Annotated in this window: 12 protein-coding genes and 1 pseudogene; 6 read left to right on the top strand and 7 right to left on the bottom strand. The window is 61.2% G+C overall.

All coding sequences use genetic code 11. From position 1 onward, the window contains the following. Positions 1-98: 98 nt before the first annotated feature. Positions 99-1067, top strand: a pseudogene (locus tag B7X90_RS01695) (UdgX family uracil-DNA binding protein); the annotation flags it as partial. Here the strand turns inward: B7X90_RS01695 and B7X90_RS01690 are convergent. Further along, on the bottom strand, positions 1068-3653 hold the full coding sequence (locus B7X90_RS01690) for a hypothetical protein (RefSeq protein ID WP_292621086.1): 2586 nt from the start codon (positions 3651-3653) through the stop codon (positions 1068-1070). Positions 3654-3725: 72 nt separating this feature from the next. Between B7X90_RS01690 and B7X90_RS01685 the strand changes: the two genes are divergently transcribed. The 4 genes from B7X90_RS01685 (at position 3726) to B7X90_RS01670 (ending at position 7747) form a co-directional block, all read left to right on the top strand. Continuing rightward, on the top strand, positions 3726-4031 hold the full coding sequence (locus B7X90_RS01685) for an Hpt domain-containing protein (RefSeq protein WP_292621084.1): 306 nt from the start codon (positions 3726-3728) through the stop codon (positions 4029-4031). Positions 4032-4098: 67 nt separating this feature from the next. Then, entirely contained in the window at positions 4099-5373 is a 1275-nt protein-coding gene (locus B7X90_RS01680) for a hypothetical protein (protein ID WP_292621082.1), read from the top strand. A gap of 9 nt (positions 5374-5382) precedes the next feature. Beyond that, entirely contained in the window at positions 5383-6366 is a 984-nt protein-coding gene (locus tag B7X90_RS01675) for a hypothetical protein (RefSeq protein WP_292621080.1), read from the top strand. A gap of 1 nt (position 6367) precedes the next feature. Further along, on the top strand, positions 6368-7747 hold the full coding sequence (locus B7X90_RS01670; RefSeq protein WP_292621078.1) for a HAMP domain-containing sensor histidine kinase: 1380 nt from the start codon (positions 6368-6370) through the stop codon (positions 7745-7747). On the opposite strand, the gene B7X90_RS01665 is transcribed toward B7X90_RS01670, so the two are convergent. Genes B7X90_RS01665 through gltX form a run of 3 tightly spaced genes read right to left on the bottom strand, consistent with a single transcriptional unit; the run spans position 7744 to position 10752 of the window. Then, entirely contained in the window at positions 7744-7935 is a 192-nt protein-coding gene (locus B7X90_RS01665) for a hypothetical protein (protein ID WP_292621076.1), read from the bottom strand. The two genes, B7X90_RS01670 and B7X90_RS01665, sit on opposite strands and share 4 nt — an antisense overlap. A gap of 19 nt (positions 7936-7954) precedes the next feature. Beyond that, positions 7955-9241 carry a citrate synthase gene (locus tag B7X90_RS01660; RefSeq protein ID WP_292621073.1) on the bottom strand — a complete coding sequence of 429 codons (1287 nt, stop codon included), beginning with the start codon at positions 9239-9241 and terminating at the stop codon, positions 7955-7957. 47 nt (positions 9242-9288) lie between these two features. Beyond that, positions 9289-10752, bottom strand: a complete 1464-nt coding sequence (gltX, locus tag B7X90_RS01655; RefSeq protein ID WP_292621071.1) for a glutamate--tRNA ligase — start codon at positions 10750-10752, stop codon at positions 9289-9291. A 29-nt stretch (positions 10753-10781) separates the two neighbouring features. On the opposite strand from gltX, the gene B7X90_RS01650 reads away from it, so the two are divergent. Beyond that, the gene (locus tag B7X90_RS01650) at positions 10782-13046 is read left to right on the top strand and encodes a ComEC/Rec2 family competence protein (protein ID WP_292621069.1); all 2265 of its coding nucleotides are present in this window, start codon (positions 10782-10784) and stop codon (positions 13044-13046) included. On the opposite strand, the gene lexA is transcribed toward B7X90_RS01650, so the two are convergent. The 3 genes from lexA to moaC are packed head-to-tail and all read right to left on the bottom strand — an operon-like array spanning position 13040 to position 15478. Further along, positions 13040-13741 (bottom strand): transcriptional repressor LexA, encoded by a 702-nt coding sequence (gene lexA, locus B7X90_RS01645; protein WP_292621066.1) that lies wholly within the window; start codon positions 13739-13741, stop codon positions 13040-13042. The two genes, B7X90_RS01650 and lexA, sit on opposite strands and share 7 nt — an antisense overlap. A 58-nt stretch (positions 13742-13799) precedes the next feature. Further along, a complete protein-coding gene (locus B7X90_RS01640; RefSeq protein ID WP_292621064.1) occupies positions 13800-15005 on the bottom strand; it encodes a molybdopterin molybdotransferase MoeA in 1206 nt (401 codons plus the stop codon). Further along, a complete protein-coding gene (moaC, locus tag B7X90_RS01635; protein WP_292621063.1) occupies positions 15002-15478 on the bottom strand; it encodes a cyclic pyranopterin monophosphate synthase MoaC in 477 nt (158 codons plus the stop codon). The genes B7X90_RS01640 and moaC overlap by 4 nt, the downstream gene beginning before the upstream one ends. Between the last annotated feature and the right edge of the window lie 70 nt (positions 15479-15548).

Here is a 15548-nt window from a genome sequence, read left to right as displayed (position 1 = left end):
CGCAACAGCAAATGGTAGCCAGAATTCACCAACCGGCGCGGCCACCTATCGGCCATCAAAATTGACGCCGACCGGACACCGTAATCGTCGCGCTACAGTTCGAACCGGAGCATCACATTTTGCGCGCCAATGCGGGCTTCTTCACGCGCCGTTTCACCACCATGCGCTGGACGATCCTCACCCCACGCGGCACGCTCCATTGGGACGGCGACACTTTGCAGGAAGGCCCGCCCGCAACCCGCGACGATGCACCATCCGGCGATCCGGTGGAGGCGCTGTGGCGCGGTTATTATGCGTCGATCTTCAATCCGGCACGGCTGAAGATCGGGGCCATGCTCAAGGAAATGCCTCGCAAATACTGGAAGAACATGCCCGAGGCGGCACTGATTCCCGGACTTATTGCCGGGGCACAGGCCCGCGAAGCCCAAATGGTCAAAGCAGGCGAGCAGGATTTTGGCGAGCGTCCGAAAAGCCTCAAGGCCGTCAGCGATGCTCTTCTTGCCTGTCGTCGATGCGAGATCGGGTGCAACGGTACGCGTTCGGTCATGGGTGAGGGGCCGCGCGCTGCTTCACTGATGATCGTCGGCGAACAGCCGGGCGACATTGAGGAAACGCAAGGGCGTCCGTTCGTTGGCCCTGCCGGGCAGCTTCTCCGCACTCATCTGAAGACGGCAGGCATTGTCGAGGATCGGGCTTACGTCACCAATGCGGTCAAGCACTTTAAGTTTGTGGCACAGGGTAAGCGGCGCCTGCATCAAAACCCCACCGCTGGGGAGATCGATATGTGCCGCTGGTGGCTTGATGCGGAACGCGCGCTGGTCCAGCCCCGTGTCGTTCTCGCTCTTGGCGCCAGCGCGGCGCGCAGCTTGCTGGGAAAGACGGTGAGTGTCCAGAAGGTTAGGGGGGAGCCACACCTTTTGGAAGACGGCAGTGAACTGTGGATCACCACGCACCCAAGCTATCTACTGCGATTGCAGGACCATGGTCGAGCAGAGGAAGAAGCCAAGTTTTCCAAGGATTTAAGCAGGGTTTCCGCACGCGTTCGTGAACTGACCGCACAAGAGTGATCAGGTTCGCAAGCGTTCGATTCCTTGCGCCAGCGCCACATAGAGCTTGCCCATGTCGGAAGAGAGCAGGGTGACGCCCAGAGCATTGCCATCGCGCGTAGAAAGCAACTGTCGCAGCATCGATTCAAAATCGTGGATGTAGCGGTTCACATGCTCGCGGAATTCGCTCTCTGCCTCGTAGTGCGATTGCACGGCTTTGGCTTCGGCGTTTTCCAGCAGGGACACAGCGCGGCGGGTGAAGATGCCGCGATCACCGCGCAGATACGATGCCCATGCCGTCTCCGAAACATCGACTGACAGCGCCTTGGCAATATCGATTGACGACGAGTTCAGCGATTCTGTGATCAGCGCAGCGCGGCGGGCAAAGTCGTTGTCGACTTGCTCCTCTGCCTTCTCTCGCGCGCGGTTGACACGGGATTCAAGGTTTCCAGCCAATTCATCGACCTTGGTCAATTGGTCGCGCATTTGGATCGCGGTCTCGCGGCTCGCTGATGCGGCGGCGTCGATGGCTTCTTCCAGCCTGCCGATAAGTTCCGCGGCGCGGCCCTGAAGCACCTTGGCAAGGGCTGCACTGCTCTGTTCGCCCAACCGCTCAGCAATCGCTTCCACTTCACCAGCTGTGCTTGCGCGCAGCTCTTCGCCAGCTTTGCCTGCGGCATCGGTGAGTTGGGCAATTGCACCCGATACCCTCAGTTCGATTTCTTCTGAAAGGACAGTGCTTTCGGCCTTGGCCATTGCCAGCATGTCGCGCAACGTTGCGATCCGTGCCTCACGCTCTTCTGCTTGCTCGGCAAGACTCTTCTGCGCCTTTGCCAGTTCTTTGATCGTGGCAGAAACCTCTCCGCGAGCAGTTCCAACCTTTTCGGAAAGGTCACGTCCACCGTCGCCAGCCTCACGCAGTGTGTCGCGCAACGTGAATACTCTGTCCTCCAGACCCTTTAGCCCGGCTTCGGTGCTGCGCAGCGCTTCGGGCATCTGCGTTCGGGTGTGATCGCTGCCCGCCTGGATCAGTTCGAGCAACCGCACGGCTGAATCCGTAAGTTCGCCGATTTCCAGATCCGTGCCCGACAGTGCATGACGCATCTCGCCAAGCCGGCCATTGAGCGCGACAATCGAAGTCTCGATGGTCGCTGCTGCAGCCACGCCGCTCTCCCCTGAACTGGCAAGAAGCGCGGTAAAGTTGCTCACCTTATGACCAATTTCGTCAAACCGTTTTGCCAGTTCTTCCGCCTCGGCGGCTTGCAGATTGCGCTGGGCTTCAACCGCGAGGTCAAGCTCGGCAAGCTTGGCTGCCAAACCGTCCGCAGCCAAAGCAGCCGCCCTTTCCATCGCGACGCGGCGATGTGCGATGGCATCGTCAATTTCGCCAAGCCGTCGTTCAAGGCTGGCCCGCTGCTGCGCCGCGCTCGCCTCTGCCGATGCGCGCCGGCGTGACAGTTGATCATCCAGATCGCGGACATCATCACCCAAACTCGTACTCAGTGCGCGCGCCGCCTCTTCGAAACGGCCCAGTTGCCCGCTTGACTGCGCCAGCAGCGCTTCATGATCCGCAGCAAGCCGGGCCAGCGCCTCGCGCAGCGCCGTCACATGCGCTTCGCTGCGTTGATGCCAAGCTGCGAGTGCGGCTTGCTCGGATTCCTGCATCAGACCGGCCTGTTCGGCGCTGCTGCGGGCAAGTTCACGGAACCGCTCCTCGGCCAGCGCTGCCAAGTCTTCCGAAGCCTTGGAAAATGCGGCAATCGAGCTTTCGACGCGTTCGCGCACCGAGGAGACCTGACGTTCGCTCGCAAGGCCGAATTCATTGAGCCGCTGAAAACCGGAAACCAGCTCTTCCAACTGCAGGTGCGCCGTGCGGCCAGCGTTGCCGATATTGTTGGTTACATCCTTGGCGGCGTTGGCAATCACCGGCAATTGTCCGCGCAGTTTCTCCATATTGTCGAGCGCGGCGGATGATACCTCTGCGATACGGTCCACCTGAGTGCCATTGCGCCCAACCAGTTCATCCAGCCGTGTGGCGCTCGACGAAATGCGATCAACGGCCACGCGGCCCAGCGTTTCGAGATCACGACCTTGCGCTGCGATGAAATCACGCGCCAGAGACAATTCAGTGTTGATTGATACCAGTCGTTTTTCAAGCTGACTGGATTCGCGCGAGAGCGAAAGCGCCACATCGGCAAAACGGTTCGCCTCGCGGCGGCTCGTGCGCATTGCCAGCAGGAGCACGATCATGACGAGCAACGCCGGACCTGACCATTGTGCGATCCACCAGACCCACTGATCGGGTGAGGTTGGTTCGCGCTGATTCAGGACTACTGCCCAGGCGAAAAATCCCGTCCACGCCGCAATCAAAAGTCCTGCAAGTGCGAATGGCAACCAACTGAAATCGCGCGGCTTGGTAGAAGAGGAGAGCGCCTCTTCCTCCCACGCATCATCGCTGCTTGAAGAATATCTTCCGGGTGAAGGATCTACCTGCGTGTCATGCCCCAGCAGGAGCGAGTCTTCCGTGGCGGCTGCCTCGAAAGAATCGGTTGCACTGGCACCTGTTTCGGCGCCCTCAATCGGAATGATCCGTGTTCCCCCGTTCATGCGATCATGCATATCACGTTTTTGGCAAGGTCATAAACCCTGCCTTAACACTTCGCCGCGTAGCCCATTCTGATGGCCTACGAAGGTGCTTCACTCGACGCCAATCTCGCCGCTGCCGCAGGGCACGATCCTGATCTGGTGCGCGAATTGCGCGCAGCGTTTATCGAAAGTGCCGAGCATCATATCGACCTCCTGACACGTGCGCGTTGCGATGGAAACTGGCAGGTTGCTGCAATGCGGCTAAAAGGACTGGCTGCGAGCTTTCACGCCGACAGCTTGCTCGTGCTCGCCGAAGAGGCCGTCGAAACGGTGCCTGGCAATCCCGGAGTGCTGCGTCGCCTGCGCCAGATTCTCGATGATCTGGCAATAGAGTCCTGACAAGTTTCGCTGCCGCCTTGGCAGCGCAGCCCCCAACCCCTACGATGGCCGTTCAGGAGGCAGCCGCGTGCGGGTCGCAGTTCTATCGCTGATTGAAGCCGCCGGGAACGATCCGGGCAGCTTGCGAGGGTACCTGCCGATTGGCGGGCGTTCGCTGCTGCGCCATCAAATTGGCCTTGCACTATCGCTGGGTGTGCGGCGAATCGTCGTCATGGCTGAGGCGATCAGCGGCGAACTCGTCACGCTCCAACACTTTGCCGAAGCAGGTGGCGCGCAGTTTCATGTCGTTGCCACGCCACGCGCTCTGGTGCCGCTGCTGGCACCTGAAGACGACGTGATAGTGCTGGGCGACGGACTGCTGGCTATGCCAGATGCTATGCGCGAATTGATCGAAGTGGGGCCGGTGATCCTTACTTTGCCGGTGGAAACCGCGTTGCCGCTGGGTTTTGAGCGAATCGATATCAACCATGCCTTCGCAGCTGCCATGCGCTTTCCGGGACGGATTGCTGCGGGGCTGGCCGATTTGCCGCCCGAATGGAACGCACAATCGGCACTTCTGCGCTTGGCCATTCAGGGCCGGATCGCGCTGCGCAATATTCCCACCTCCTTATTGGACGATGGGCGGTGGAGTATCCTGCGCAACGAGGATGAAGCACACTTGGCCGAACGGCGCTGGCTTCGCCTCCACACGCGCTTTGCTGGGTCGGGCGTAGCAACGCCTGGCGAGCAACTGGCAATAACAGTGGTAAATCGGTTCGGCCCCGCCATTCTCCATGCTGGCACACGCCCGGCACTGGTCGGCCTTGCCGCCGGGGCGCTCGGTCTGCTGGGCGGCGGAGTGGGGTGGCTAGGCAGCTTTGCGGTCGGCTTCGTGCTGCTGGGCTTTGCTTGGTTGTTTGAACGGATGGCCAGCCTGCTGGGGCAAGTGGAGAGCGATTCGCTGCTCGCTTCCGGCATCGCCCGGCGGAGTGTGGGGGCGTTCCAACTGCTGATCGACGTCGGATTGGTCACTTTGGCAGGCTGGCGCAGTGAACTGCCAGACATGCCTTCGATCCCGCCCGGCGCAAACTTTTTTGCGCCGCTGCTGCTGATTGGCGGGGCCAGGCTGGTCGCGCTGGTACTGCCCAACCATGTTTGGGCGCGTTGGTTGTCCGATCGATCCGTCCTTGCTGCGTTGCTGGCTTTTGCAACTGTGTTTTTGCCGTTTGACGCAGCTGTTGCTCTGGCTGTGGTTGCCTTGTTTGGCACCTGTCTGTTGACGCTCCAGTTCGGCACAATTCTGCCCGAAACGGGACCATCGACGCCCCCTGCGCCTAACCAGCAGTTAACCACTCGGCAGTAAGAGCTTCACATGGCCATGACTGCTTCTGCTGGAACAACAACTGCGGGCACCGATCCTGAAACGATCGAGGGTTTGCTGCGTCAGGACTTGTTCCATGCGGATCAGGCGATGCTCCACATGGGGCCGATTCTTCGCCATCTGCTGCAGAACGATGATCGTTCGATCTTCAGCGACGAAATCATCGCACGCGTGCGCGGGATGCTTGCAGATGTGGCACGTCAGCTTGTGCAGGCGATGGGTGAGGCAGCAGGCCATGCCGATGCGGCTGCATGGGCGCGCGAGGCCGGGCCGGGCCTTGCCGAAATGCTCGCAGCGAGACAGCCTCTTCTTTACCATCTCCACATGCTGGCGGTGGAATGGCAATTGACGGAAAAGTTGCACGGAAGCCTCGGGATAGACCCCGTACTCACGCCGCTGTTGCAGGATGTGATTGCCTCGGCTGATCCAGATCTTGCTGCGCGCGGCATGAATTTGCTGGCCGCGCAGGCCCGCTTCGGCCAGCAAGTGCGGCGTATGCAGATACCACTGGCCGAGCTGCCGACCAGTCTCCACGAAATTGCGCTGGCAACGATGCAAACCTACGTTGGCGAGGACGCAGCCGGAAAAGCCGCAGCGGAAATGTCGGAAATCACCCTTCGACAGCGCCGTGCTGTCGCAGCCTCGCGGCTCGACCTGCTCAATCACATCATTTCCGTGCTGGGGCCTGATCGGTCCGCCATGCTAAAACTTGATCACGCTGGTGCTGCGCTGTTCCTCAGCGGGCTTGCCGCCAATGCCGGACTTGCCCGGGAAACGGCGATCATGTGTACAACTGAAAGCCAGATGCCTCGGCTTGCGCTCTCGCTCGTAGCGGCCAACGTCCGTCGCGAAGGCGTGGTCGCCACTTTCTCAGCGCTTCACCCGGACATCGCTGTACCCGCCGGAATTAAACTGCTCGATCCAGCGCGAGCGACGGCACTTCTGGCTGACACGCCGATGGACATGCAGGCTTGAGATGACCGCCGCAGGGCCAATCCGCGCCCGCGCAGACGCGGCTGATCGTCTCGTGGAAGCTGACGAGGCACTGGCGGCGTTGCAAATGCGCATCGGTGGATCATATCCAGGGGTGATAGCCATTCCTGCATTGCTGGCGCTTGTGCGCAAGGTCCGCGCCGAAAGCCTGGCCCTCACTGCAATGATTGCGGTCGAGGACGAAGGGCAGCCGTTGTCCTTCCGGGCGACCGTAACGCCTGACGACCGCAGCACGCATATCGCCATCACCGAATGGCACCTTGCTGCCAGCGCTTGGGCAACGGATGGAAGTGGGCAGGATGAGATCGCCTTGCTGCGCCAGTTGGCTGAGGCGCATGTCGTGCTTGATGCCGAACAGCGCGTCATCTCCGGTTTCGTCGATGGGCGGGATCTCCAGTCATTGTCGATGGCAGTGCAGCAGGGTTTCGGTCGCTATTGGACCGATCTCGTTGCGGTCGAGGGAAGCAACCACCATCAGCCGCTACATTGGCGGCTGCTTGATGACGCCGTGGTCAGGGTCGAAGGCTCAGCCCGGCGCTGGAACGCCCGGCTTCTGCCGTTGCGTAAGGGCGGTTTCGAGCTGCTACTGGTCGCCGATACGGTACTTGCAGAGCCAGAGGTTGAATCGTCCGCGCCACCTCCGCCGGTGTTTTCGACGCCTGACTGGAAAGGGCTGTTGGGCCAAAATCTTGCACCAGCCTTGCGTTTGCCGGTCAACCGCATCGTCGCCAATGCTGAAACCATCCGCACGCGTCTTGCCGGGCCAATTGCGGAACCTTACGTCGGCTATGCCGGAGACATTGCAGAATCCGGCAGACACTTGCTGTCGTTGGTGGAAGACCTTGCGGTTCTCGAAACGGTGGAGGACGAAAACTTCGCGCCCGCACCGGATCAGATCGACCTTGCCGATTGCGCCCGTCGTGCGGCGGGAATTCTTGGCGTCCGCGCGCAGGAGCGGGGCATCGTACTCGCCCTGCCGCCAGAGGATTCTGCAGCACCTGCCGTCGGCGAATTTCGCCGGGTTCTGCAAATTCTGCTCAACCTGATCGGTAATGCCATCCGCTATACCCCCGGTCAAACCACTGTGCGGATCGAAACCGGCTTCGAACCGGGGATGGCGTGGCTCACGATTGAGGATGAAGGCGAGGGGATCAGCCCCGAACAGGCCGAACGCGTGTTCAACAAATTCGAACGCCTTGGCCGTAGCGGCGATGGCGGCAGCGGCCTTGGCCTCTACATTTCGCGCAAGCTAGCTCTCGCGATGGGCGGAGATTTGTCGGTAGAAAGCGCGACGGGCGGCGGTGCGCGGTTCGTGCTGAGCCTGCCGGCTGACGCTTCGCTTCAGGCTTCCGCTCTGGGTTAGCGGCGCTTGCCTGCGCGCCACAGCGCCAGCAAACCTATCAACATCAGGCCAACGCCGATGTAGGCCCATTGCGTCTGTGCCAGCATGAAGCTCGATGAAGGCCACATGATCAGACCAAGCCCCTGGCCGGTCCACAGCCCACCCATAAGAAGCGCGGCGATGCCGAAAATCCTGAGAATCATCGTCATCGCCGCCTCCTGAGTTGTATTATCGTTCGGTCAAAGACACGTAATCACGCGCCGTAGGGCCAGTATAGAGCTGGCGCGGGCGCCCGATCTTCTGGGCTGGATCGCTGATCATTTCGTTCCACTGCGCCACCCAGCCCACGGTGCGGGCCAGCGCGAAGAGCACGGTGAACATCGTGGTCGGGAACCCGATGGCCGAAAGGATGATGCCCGAATAGAAGTCCACGTTCGGGAACAGCTTCTTCTCGGCAAAGTAAGGATCGCTCAGCGCGATTTCCTCAAGCCGCAGCGCGGTTTCGAACAGCGGGTCCTGCACATTCAGCGCGGCGAACACTTCGCGCACGGTAGATTGCATCACCGTCGCGCGCGGATCGTAGTTCTTGTACACGCGGTGGCCGAAGCCCATCAGGCGGAACGGATCGTTCTTGTCCTTGGCCCGGTCGATGTAGTGCTGGATGCGGTCGGGCGTGCCGATTTCCTTGAGCATGTTGAGCGCAGCTTCGTTCGCGCCGCCATGTGCCGGACCCCACAGGCAGGCAATGCCCGCCGCGATGCAGGCAAACGGATTTGCGCCCGAAGAGCCCGCCAGGCGAACGGTCGAAGTCGATGCGTTCTGTTCGTGGTCAGCATGGAGGATGAAGATACGGTCCAACGCGCGTTCGACGGCCGGGATCACTTCATACTCTTCGGCGGGGACGCCAAACGTCATCTTCAGGAAATTGCCGGTATAGGACAGCTTGTTGTCGGGATAGACGAATGGCTGACCGACCGAATACTTATACGCCATCGCAGCGATAGTCGGCATCTTGGCAATCAGGCGATGTGAACTGATCGTACGATGTGTCGGGTCGGCGATGTCAGTGCTGTCATGATAGAACGCAGAAAGCGCTCCCACCACGCCGCACATGATCGCCATCGGGTGAGCATCCCGGCGAAACCCGCGGTAGAATGTGGCGAGTTGCTCGTGCAGCATCGTGTGGCGCGTGATCGTGCGGCTGAAATCAGCCAGTTCTTTCTGGCTCGGCAGGTCGCCATTGAGCAGCAGATAGCTCACTTCCATAAAGCTGGAATGCTCGGCCAACTGGCCGATGGGGTATCCCCGGTGAAGCAGGACGCCTTCATCACCATCGATGTAGGTCAGCGCGGAATCGCAGCTGGCCGTCGATGTGAAACCCGGATCATAGGTGAACATGCCTGTCTGGCCATAGAGCTTGCGGACGTCGATCACGTCCGGCCCGATCGTGCCGCTCTTGATCGGCATTTCGATGGTGCTGTCACCCGCCGTCAAAGAAGCCTGGTTATCGCTCACGCCTTAACCCTCCTATATTATCTCTGATTTTCAATCACCCACCCGGCTCAAGCCGCTGAATCGCCAATGCGCGCCAGCGACTCGTCCTTGCCGAGAAGCGCCAATACGTCGAATATTCCCGGCGAGGTAGTCTGTCCCGTCAGGCTTGCGCGCAACGGTTGAGCGATCTTGCCCAAACCTATCCCAAGCTCCTCGGCCATTTGCTTTACCGTGGCCTCCAGCCCCTCGGTTGTCCAGCCGTTTTCGCCCGCAAGACGGCTTAACACCTTGCCAAGAATGGCCCGTGCGTCATCGGTCAGCAGTGCGGCCGCTTTCTCAACCATGGGCAAAGGGCGTCGTGCAAACAGGAACACTGCGCCTGTCGCCAGTTCGTTCAGGTCGGCTGCACGAACTTTCAGGACCGGCATGGCCTGCGTCAGCAAATCCATGCCCAATGCTGCATCAAATCCAGGTTCAATCTTGGCCAGCTTCGGGGCAACCAACGCCGCCAACAGCGCATCGTCGGCCTCGCGGATATAATGTCCGTTCAGGTTGAGCAGCTTTTTGATGTCAAAGCGCGATGCGCCTTTGTTCACATCGCCGATGTCGAACCATTCCACCGCCTGTTCGCGGCTGATGATTTCCTCGTCGCCATGGCCCCAGCCAAGACGCAGCAGATAATTGAACACCGCTTCGGGCAGCAGTCCCATCTCGTCGCGATAGGCATCAACCCCAAGCGCACCGTGACGTTTGGAGAGCTTGGCTCCGTCCGCGCCATGGATCAACGGAATGTGGCCATAGACTGGATCGGGCCACCCGCCTTCGATGGCATCCATCGCGCGGATGACCACCAACTGGCGGAAGGCATTGTTGATATGATCGTCGCCCCGGATCACATGGGTGACGCCCATGTCATGATCGTCCACCACTACCGCCAGCATGTAAGTCGGCGTGCCGTCCGAACGCAGGATCACGAAATCGTCGAGTTCGCTGTTCTGGACGGTGATCGAACCTTGGACCTTGTCGTCAATCGTGGTCTCGCCATCACGCGGAGACTTCATGCGCACAACATAGGGCTGGCCCTCAGGCCACTGGTCCGCGCCAGCATCACGCCATTCACTGTCGATGCGGAAGGGGCGACGTTCAGCCTGCGCCTGTTCGCGCCGCGCTGCCAGTTCTTCCTGCGTCAGATAACAGCGATAGGCATGGCCAGCATCGAGCATCTGGTGGGCAACAGCGGCATGGCGCTCAGACCGGGCGAACTGGAACACAGGTTCCTCGTCTCCGCCAAGTCCGAGCCAGTTCAGCCCATCAAAGATCGCCTCAATGGCCGCATCGGTTGACCGTGCACGGTCGGTATCTTCGATCCGCAGCAGATATGTGCCGCCATGATGGCGCGCATAGAGCCAGTTGAACAGCGCAGTGCGTGCGCCGCCGATGTGCAGGAATCCTGTGGGGGAGGGCGCAAATCGCGTGACCACTTTTCCCGTTGTGGGCGATCCTGCAGAAATGGTGTCAGTGGCGCTTGCCATTGGCCGCGCTTTCCTTTGCTTTGAATGTCATGGCGTCCCCGACGGCAGATGGACCTGCGGCAGAATTTCCTGCCGCCGATCCGGGCACTGCCCCGGCCGGACAGGCGCGGCATTGGGACATCCGCGCGCGATTGTCCAGCATACTTGAGCAGGTTGACGGGTTCCTCGACGCCCACCCGTTCGAACGCGGGCTGTGGCTGGTGGTGGCCTTCGCAGCGGGAATAGTGGCGTGGGTGGCCCTGCCGACACAGGCCGACTGGATCGCGTCGCTGCTGACGGCGCTGGCCATCGCGCTGATATCGCTAATTTGCCTGGACGAAGGTCACATCCCTCACTTGCGCGTTGCCTTGTTCGGCTGTGCGGTGATGTTTGCCGCTGGCACGGCATCCATCTGGGGCAAGTCCGCTCTGTTAGGCCAACCTGGTATAGAGCGCCCTGCAGTTCTTACGCTGGAGGGCAGGGTGCTTGAGCGGCGAGAGGAGCCTGCCAAGGCTCGTGTGCGCCTGCTTCTTGTCACCCGTTTGCCAGACTTTCCAGAACCTGTTCGCGTCCGGGTGAACCTGCCTGCTGAAAAGGACATTCCCTCCATCACGGACGGCGCACAGATCCGCCTGCGTGTCCGGCTTATGCCGCCTGCTGCCCCTATGCTTCCGGGGGCATATGATTTCGCCCGCACCGCCTGGTTCAACGGCCTTGCCGCTACCGGCAGCGCGCTGGGTGAAGTCACAGTTGTCCGCCCTGCAACGCAAGGGACGACTTTGCGGGGCGTGCAACGTTCTCTGGCAGACCATGTCCGCTCACAGCTCAGCGGATCGCCCGGCACGATCGCCGCCGCACTTGCCAGCGGAGACCGCGGCGCCATTGCTGAAGCGGACGAGGACGCCATGCGCGATGCGGGCCTCACGCACCTCCTTTCAATCAGTGGCCTCCACGTCAGCGCCCTGGTCGGTGCGGTCTATTTTCTTGTCGCGCGCTTGCTTGCTGCCATCCCGTGGATCGCGCTGCGCATCCGTGTGCCGATTGCTGCTGCACTGATGGGCGCGTTGGCAGGCATAGCCTACACTTTGCTAACCGGCTCCGAAGTCCCGACGATCCGCTCATGCATCGGTGCACTGCTGGTCCTGATTGCCTTGGCGTTGGGCCGTGATCCGCTCTCGCTGCGCATGGTCGCGGTCGGCGCGCTGGTGGTCATGCTGTTCTGGCCTGAGGCGGTGGTCGGTCCGAGCTTTCAGATGAGCTTTGCCGCCGTCATTGCTATCATCGCCTTCCACTCTGCCGCCCCGGTTCGGGGATTTCTTACGGCGGAGCACCACGGTCCGCTTGTTCGCATGGCGCGCAACCTTATCCTCCTGCTCGCCACCAGTCTGGTGATCGAACTGGCGCTGATGCCCATTGGTCTGTTCCACTTTCACCGTGCGGGCATCTACGGCTCTCTGGCCAATGTCATCGCAATCCCATTGACGACATTCGTGACGATGCCGCTGATTGGCCTTGCCCTGTTGCTCGACAGCGTGGGGCTTGGCGCACCGGCATGGTGGCTGGTTGGCAAAAGCCTTGAACTGCTTCTGGCACTGGCTCATTTTGTTGCAGGCAGGCCGGGCGCGGTCACCATGTTGCCGGCTATTGCACCGTGGACTTTTGCATTGTTCATTGCCGGAATGCTCTGGCTCGCGTTGTGGACCGGTAAAGTGCGCTTGTGGGGCATGATCCCAGCGACGCTTGCGGTGATCGCCATGATCTTCACGCCAACGCCGGATATTCTCGTCACCGGAGACGGCCACCACGTCGGCCTGACGGGTGAGGGCAATGACTTGATCGTCCTGCGCATGGGCCGGGGCGATTACATGCGTGACAACCTGCTCGAACTTGCAGGCATGGAAGGAACCCTGCGCCCGATTGACGAATGGCGCGGGGCGCGTTGCGGTGAGGACTTCTGCCTCGCCAAGCTGAACCGAAACGGTCGGCGCTTCACGGTCCTGCTATCCCGCAGCCGCGCCTACATCGATGAGATGGCGCTTGCCGCTGCCTGCGAGAAGGCCGACATCGTGATAGCCGACCGTCGTTTGCCTTTCTCGTGCCGCCCACGATTACTCAAGGCTGATCGCCGCGCACTGGCCGCAACCGGCGGCATGACGATCAACCTTTCAACCGGCACTGTCCGCACCGTCGCCGAAACGCAGGGGCAACATGGTTGGTATCGATGGCCAGTGTCACCAGACCAAACTCGGCACAGCGATCCGAAAGTGCAAGTCAGCCCAGGAACGGCGTTGGCGCCATCACCGACGGGTCAGTGATAGCGGCGTAGCAGCCCCGCCAGCTTGCCTTGTACCGCCACTTCCTCTGGCTGGTAGAACTGCGGATCATAGGCTGCATTTGCCGGGTCAAGCCGGATCATGCCCTTTTCGCGGTGAAGGTACTTGAGCGTGGCTTCCTCGCCACGCACCAGCGCCACAACGATCTCACCATCGCGGGCAACATCGGTCTTGCGGACAAGGGCGTAATCGCCATCGAAAATCCCGGCTTCAACCATCGAGTCACCGGACACTTCAAGCGCATAGTGTTCGCCCGCGCCGAGCAAGGCGGCAGGAACCGGCAGGGTGGCCGCAGTCTCGAAAGCTTCGATAGGCATACCCGCCGCGATCTTGCCGTGCAGCGGCAATTCGATCACATCGTTCGCCGGGGCTGGTGTCGCCTTTGCAGCACTGCGCAGCGGTGTGAGCGCGGTATTGGCATTCGCTGCCTCACGCACGGGCGCAGCAGGTTTGCTGACCGAGCTGTCAGGCTGGCGCAGCACTTCCAGCGCACGGGCACGGTTGGGCAGGCGGCGGATGAAGCCGCGTTCTTCCAGTGCGGAAATCAGGCGGTGGACACCAGACTTCGATTTCAGATCGAGCGCTTCCTTCATTTCCTCAAACGAGGGGGAAATGCCGGATTCCTCCAGACGGATCTGGATGAAGGTGAGCAGTTCATGCTGCTTGCGCGTCAACATTGGCGGTTCCTCCGCGAGTGAACGAATGCGGAACGGATAAGCAACTTCCAACAGCGCGTCAAGCAATACCGCCATTTTCGAGCAGGTAGAGAGGAACATCTGTTCCCGTTGCCTTCTCCTCGGCTCCGGCTTCGCGCACGATCAGGGCATTCGCACGCGCCAGTGGTGACAATGCACCGGAATCCTGCAACGGGTCGAGCGTAACGCTGACCCCGTCCCAGGCGCCACGTAGAAACTCCATACGGCTTCCACCTTTCCCCAGCGGCCCTGCCAACCGACCTGAAATGGCGCGCGGCAGCGGTGCGCTTGCGCCAAGAGCAGCGCGCAGCAGTGGCAGCAGAAACAGGAAAGCCGTTACAAAAGCTGATGCGGGATTGCCAGGAAGCCCAAGGATCACCTGCTCCCCCCGCCGCGCGACCAGCAGAGGTTTTCCCGGCTTGATGCCCACCCGCCAGAAGTCGATCGACGCGCCTATGGCTTCCAATGCGGGGCGCACCAGATCATGGTCGCCGACTGAGGCCCCGCCGCTCGTCACGATAATATCGGCATCGCCTGCACTTTCCAGCGCCGCAGCCAGAGCTTCGAGCTTGTCCGGGATCGGGCCGAGATGGCGCAGTTCCACCGGCAGCGCGGCGGCCATCGCGCAAAGCATCGGGCCGTTACTGGCGGGCAACTGGTGCTGGTCTGGCAGATGACCCGGCAGCACCAATTCGTCACCACTGTCGATCACGGTCAGCTTTAACCGTCGGCGCACGGGCAAGTGGCTGTGCCCACCTGCAATCGCCAACGCGATCTGGGCTGGGCCGACGCGTGTGCCCAGCGCGATCAACTCGGCTTCTGCGACGAAGTCCATACCGGCGGGTCGGATATGACGGTCAGGGGGGATGGGCGGTTCACCGGTCAGATGCACCGCGCCGCCCTCGCGCGTGGCGTCCTCCTGCACCAGAACCATGTCTGCACCGGAAGGCACGATGGCACCCGTGCTGATCCGCACTGCTTCGCCCGCATCGACAGTTTCGCCAAACGGATGACCCGCGGCACTCTCGCCGATGACACACCACGGTCCAGGCAAATCCGCGCTGCGCAGCGCATAGCCATCCATCGCCGAGAGCGGTGCGGCAGGCTGCGTACGGCGGGCAAGCAGCGGTTCGGCAAGGTAGAACCCAAGGCATTCGCCTACTGCGCGGTGCTCGATCGGCAACACCGGAGCGAGGGCAAGCAATCGCGCCTGCGCTTCGGCAAGTGGCAGCGGTGGTGTCCTCACGCGCCCTCCATGCGCCATGGGCCCGACTTTCCGCCGCGCTTTTCAACAAGGCGCAGGCCCTCAATGACCATTCCCTTGTCGAGCGCTTTGGCCATATCATAGACAGTTAGCAGCGCCACCGAGACTGCGGTCAGCGCTTCCATCTCAACTCCGGTGCGTCCGGTGAGGGATGCGGTGGCGGTGCATTCCACGCCGCTTTGGGTAAAAGCAAAGTCGATGTTTACCGCATCAAGCGCCAGCGGGTGGCACAGCGGGATAAGGTCACCGGTCTTCTTTGCTGCCATGATCCCGGCGATCCGCGCAGTGCCCAGAACATCGCCCTTGGGACCGTTGCCTTCGCGCACCGCCTGCAAGGTTGCCGTGTTCATGCGGATCACACCGCGCGCAATGGCCACGCGCTGTGTTTCCGGCTTCCCGCCGACGTCCACCATGCGGGCAGTTCCGGCCGAATCGATATGGCTCAATCCGTTCATTCAGCGCGCCTTTTCCCTGAACAGGTTTACACAGTTTACACAGTCCAGAGAGAAACCATTCAGCCCCCGG

Origin of the sequence: Novosphingobium sp. 17-62-19 (assembly GCF_002256775.1) — a bacterium.
GTDB lineage: Bacteria > Pseudomonadota > Alphaproteobacteria > Sphingomonadales > Sphingomonadaceae > Novosphingobium.
The sequence above is the reverse complement of the archived record's forward strand: the minus strand, read 5'-3'. Positions and strand labels throughout refer to the sequence as shown.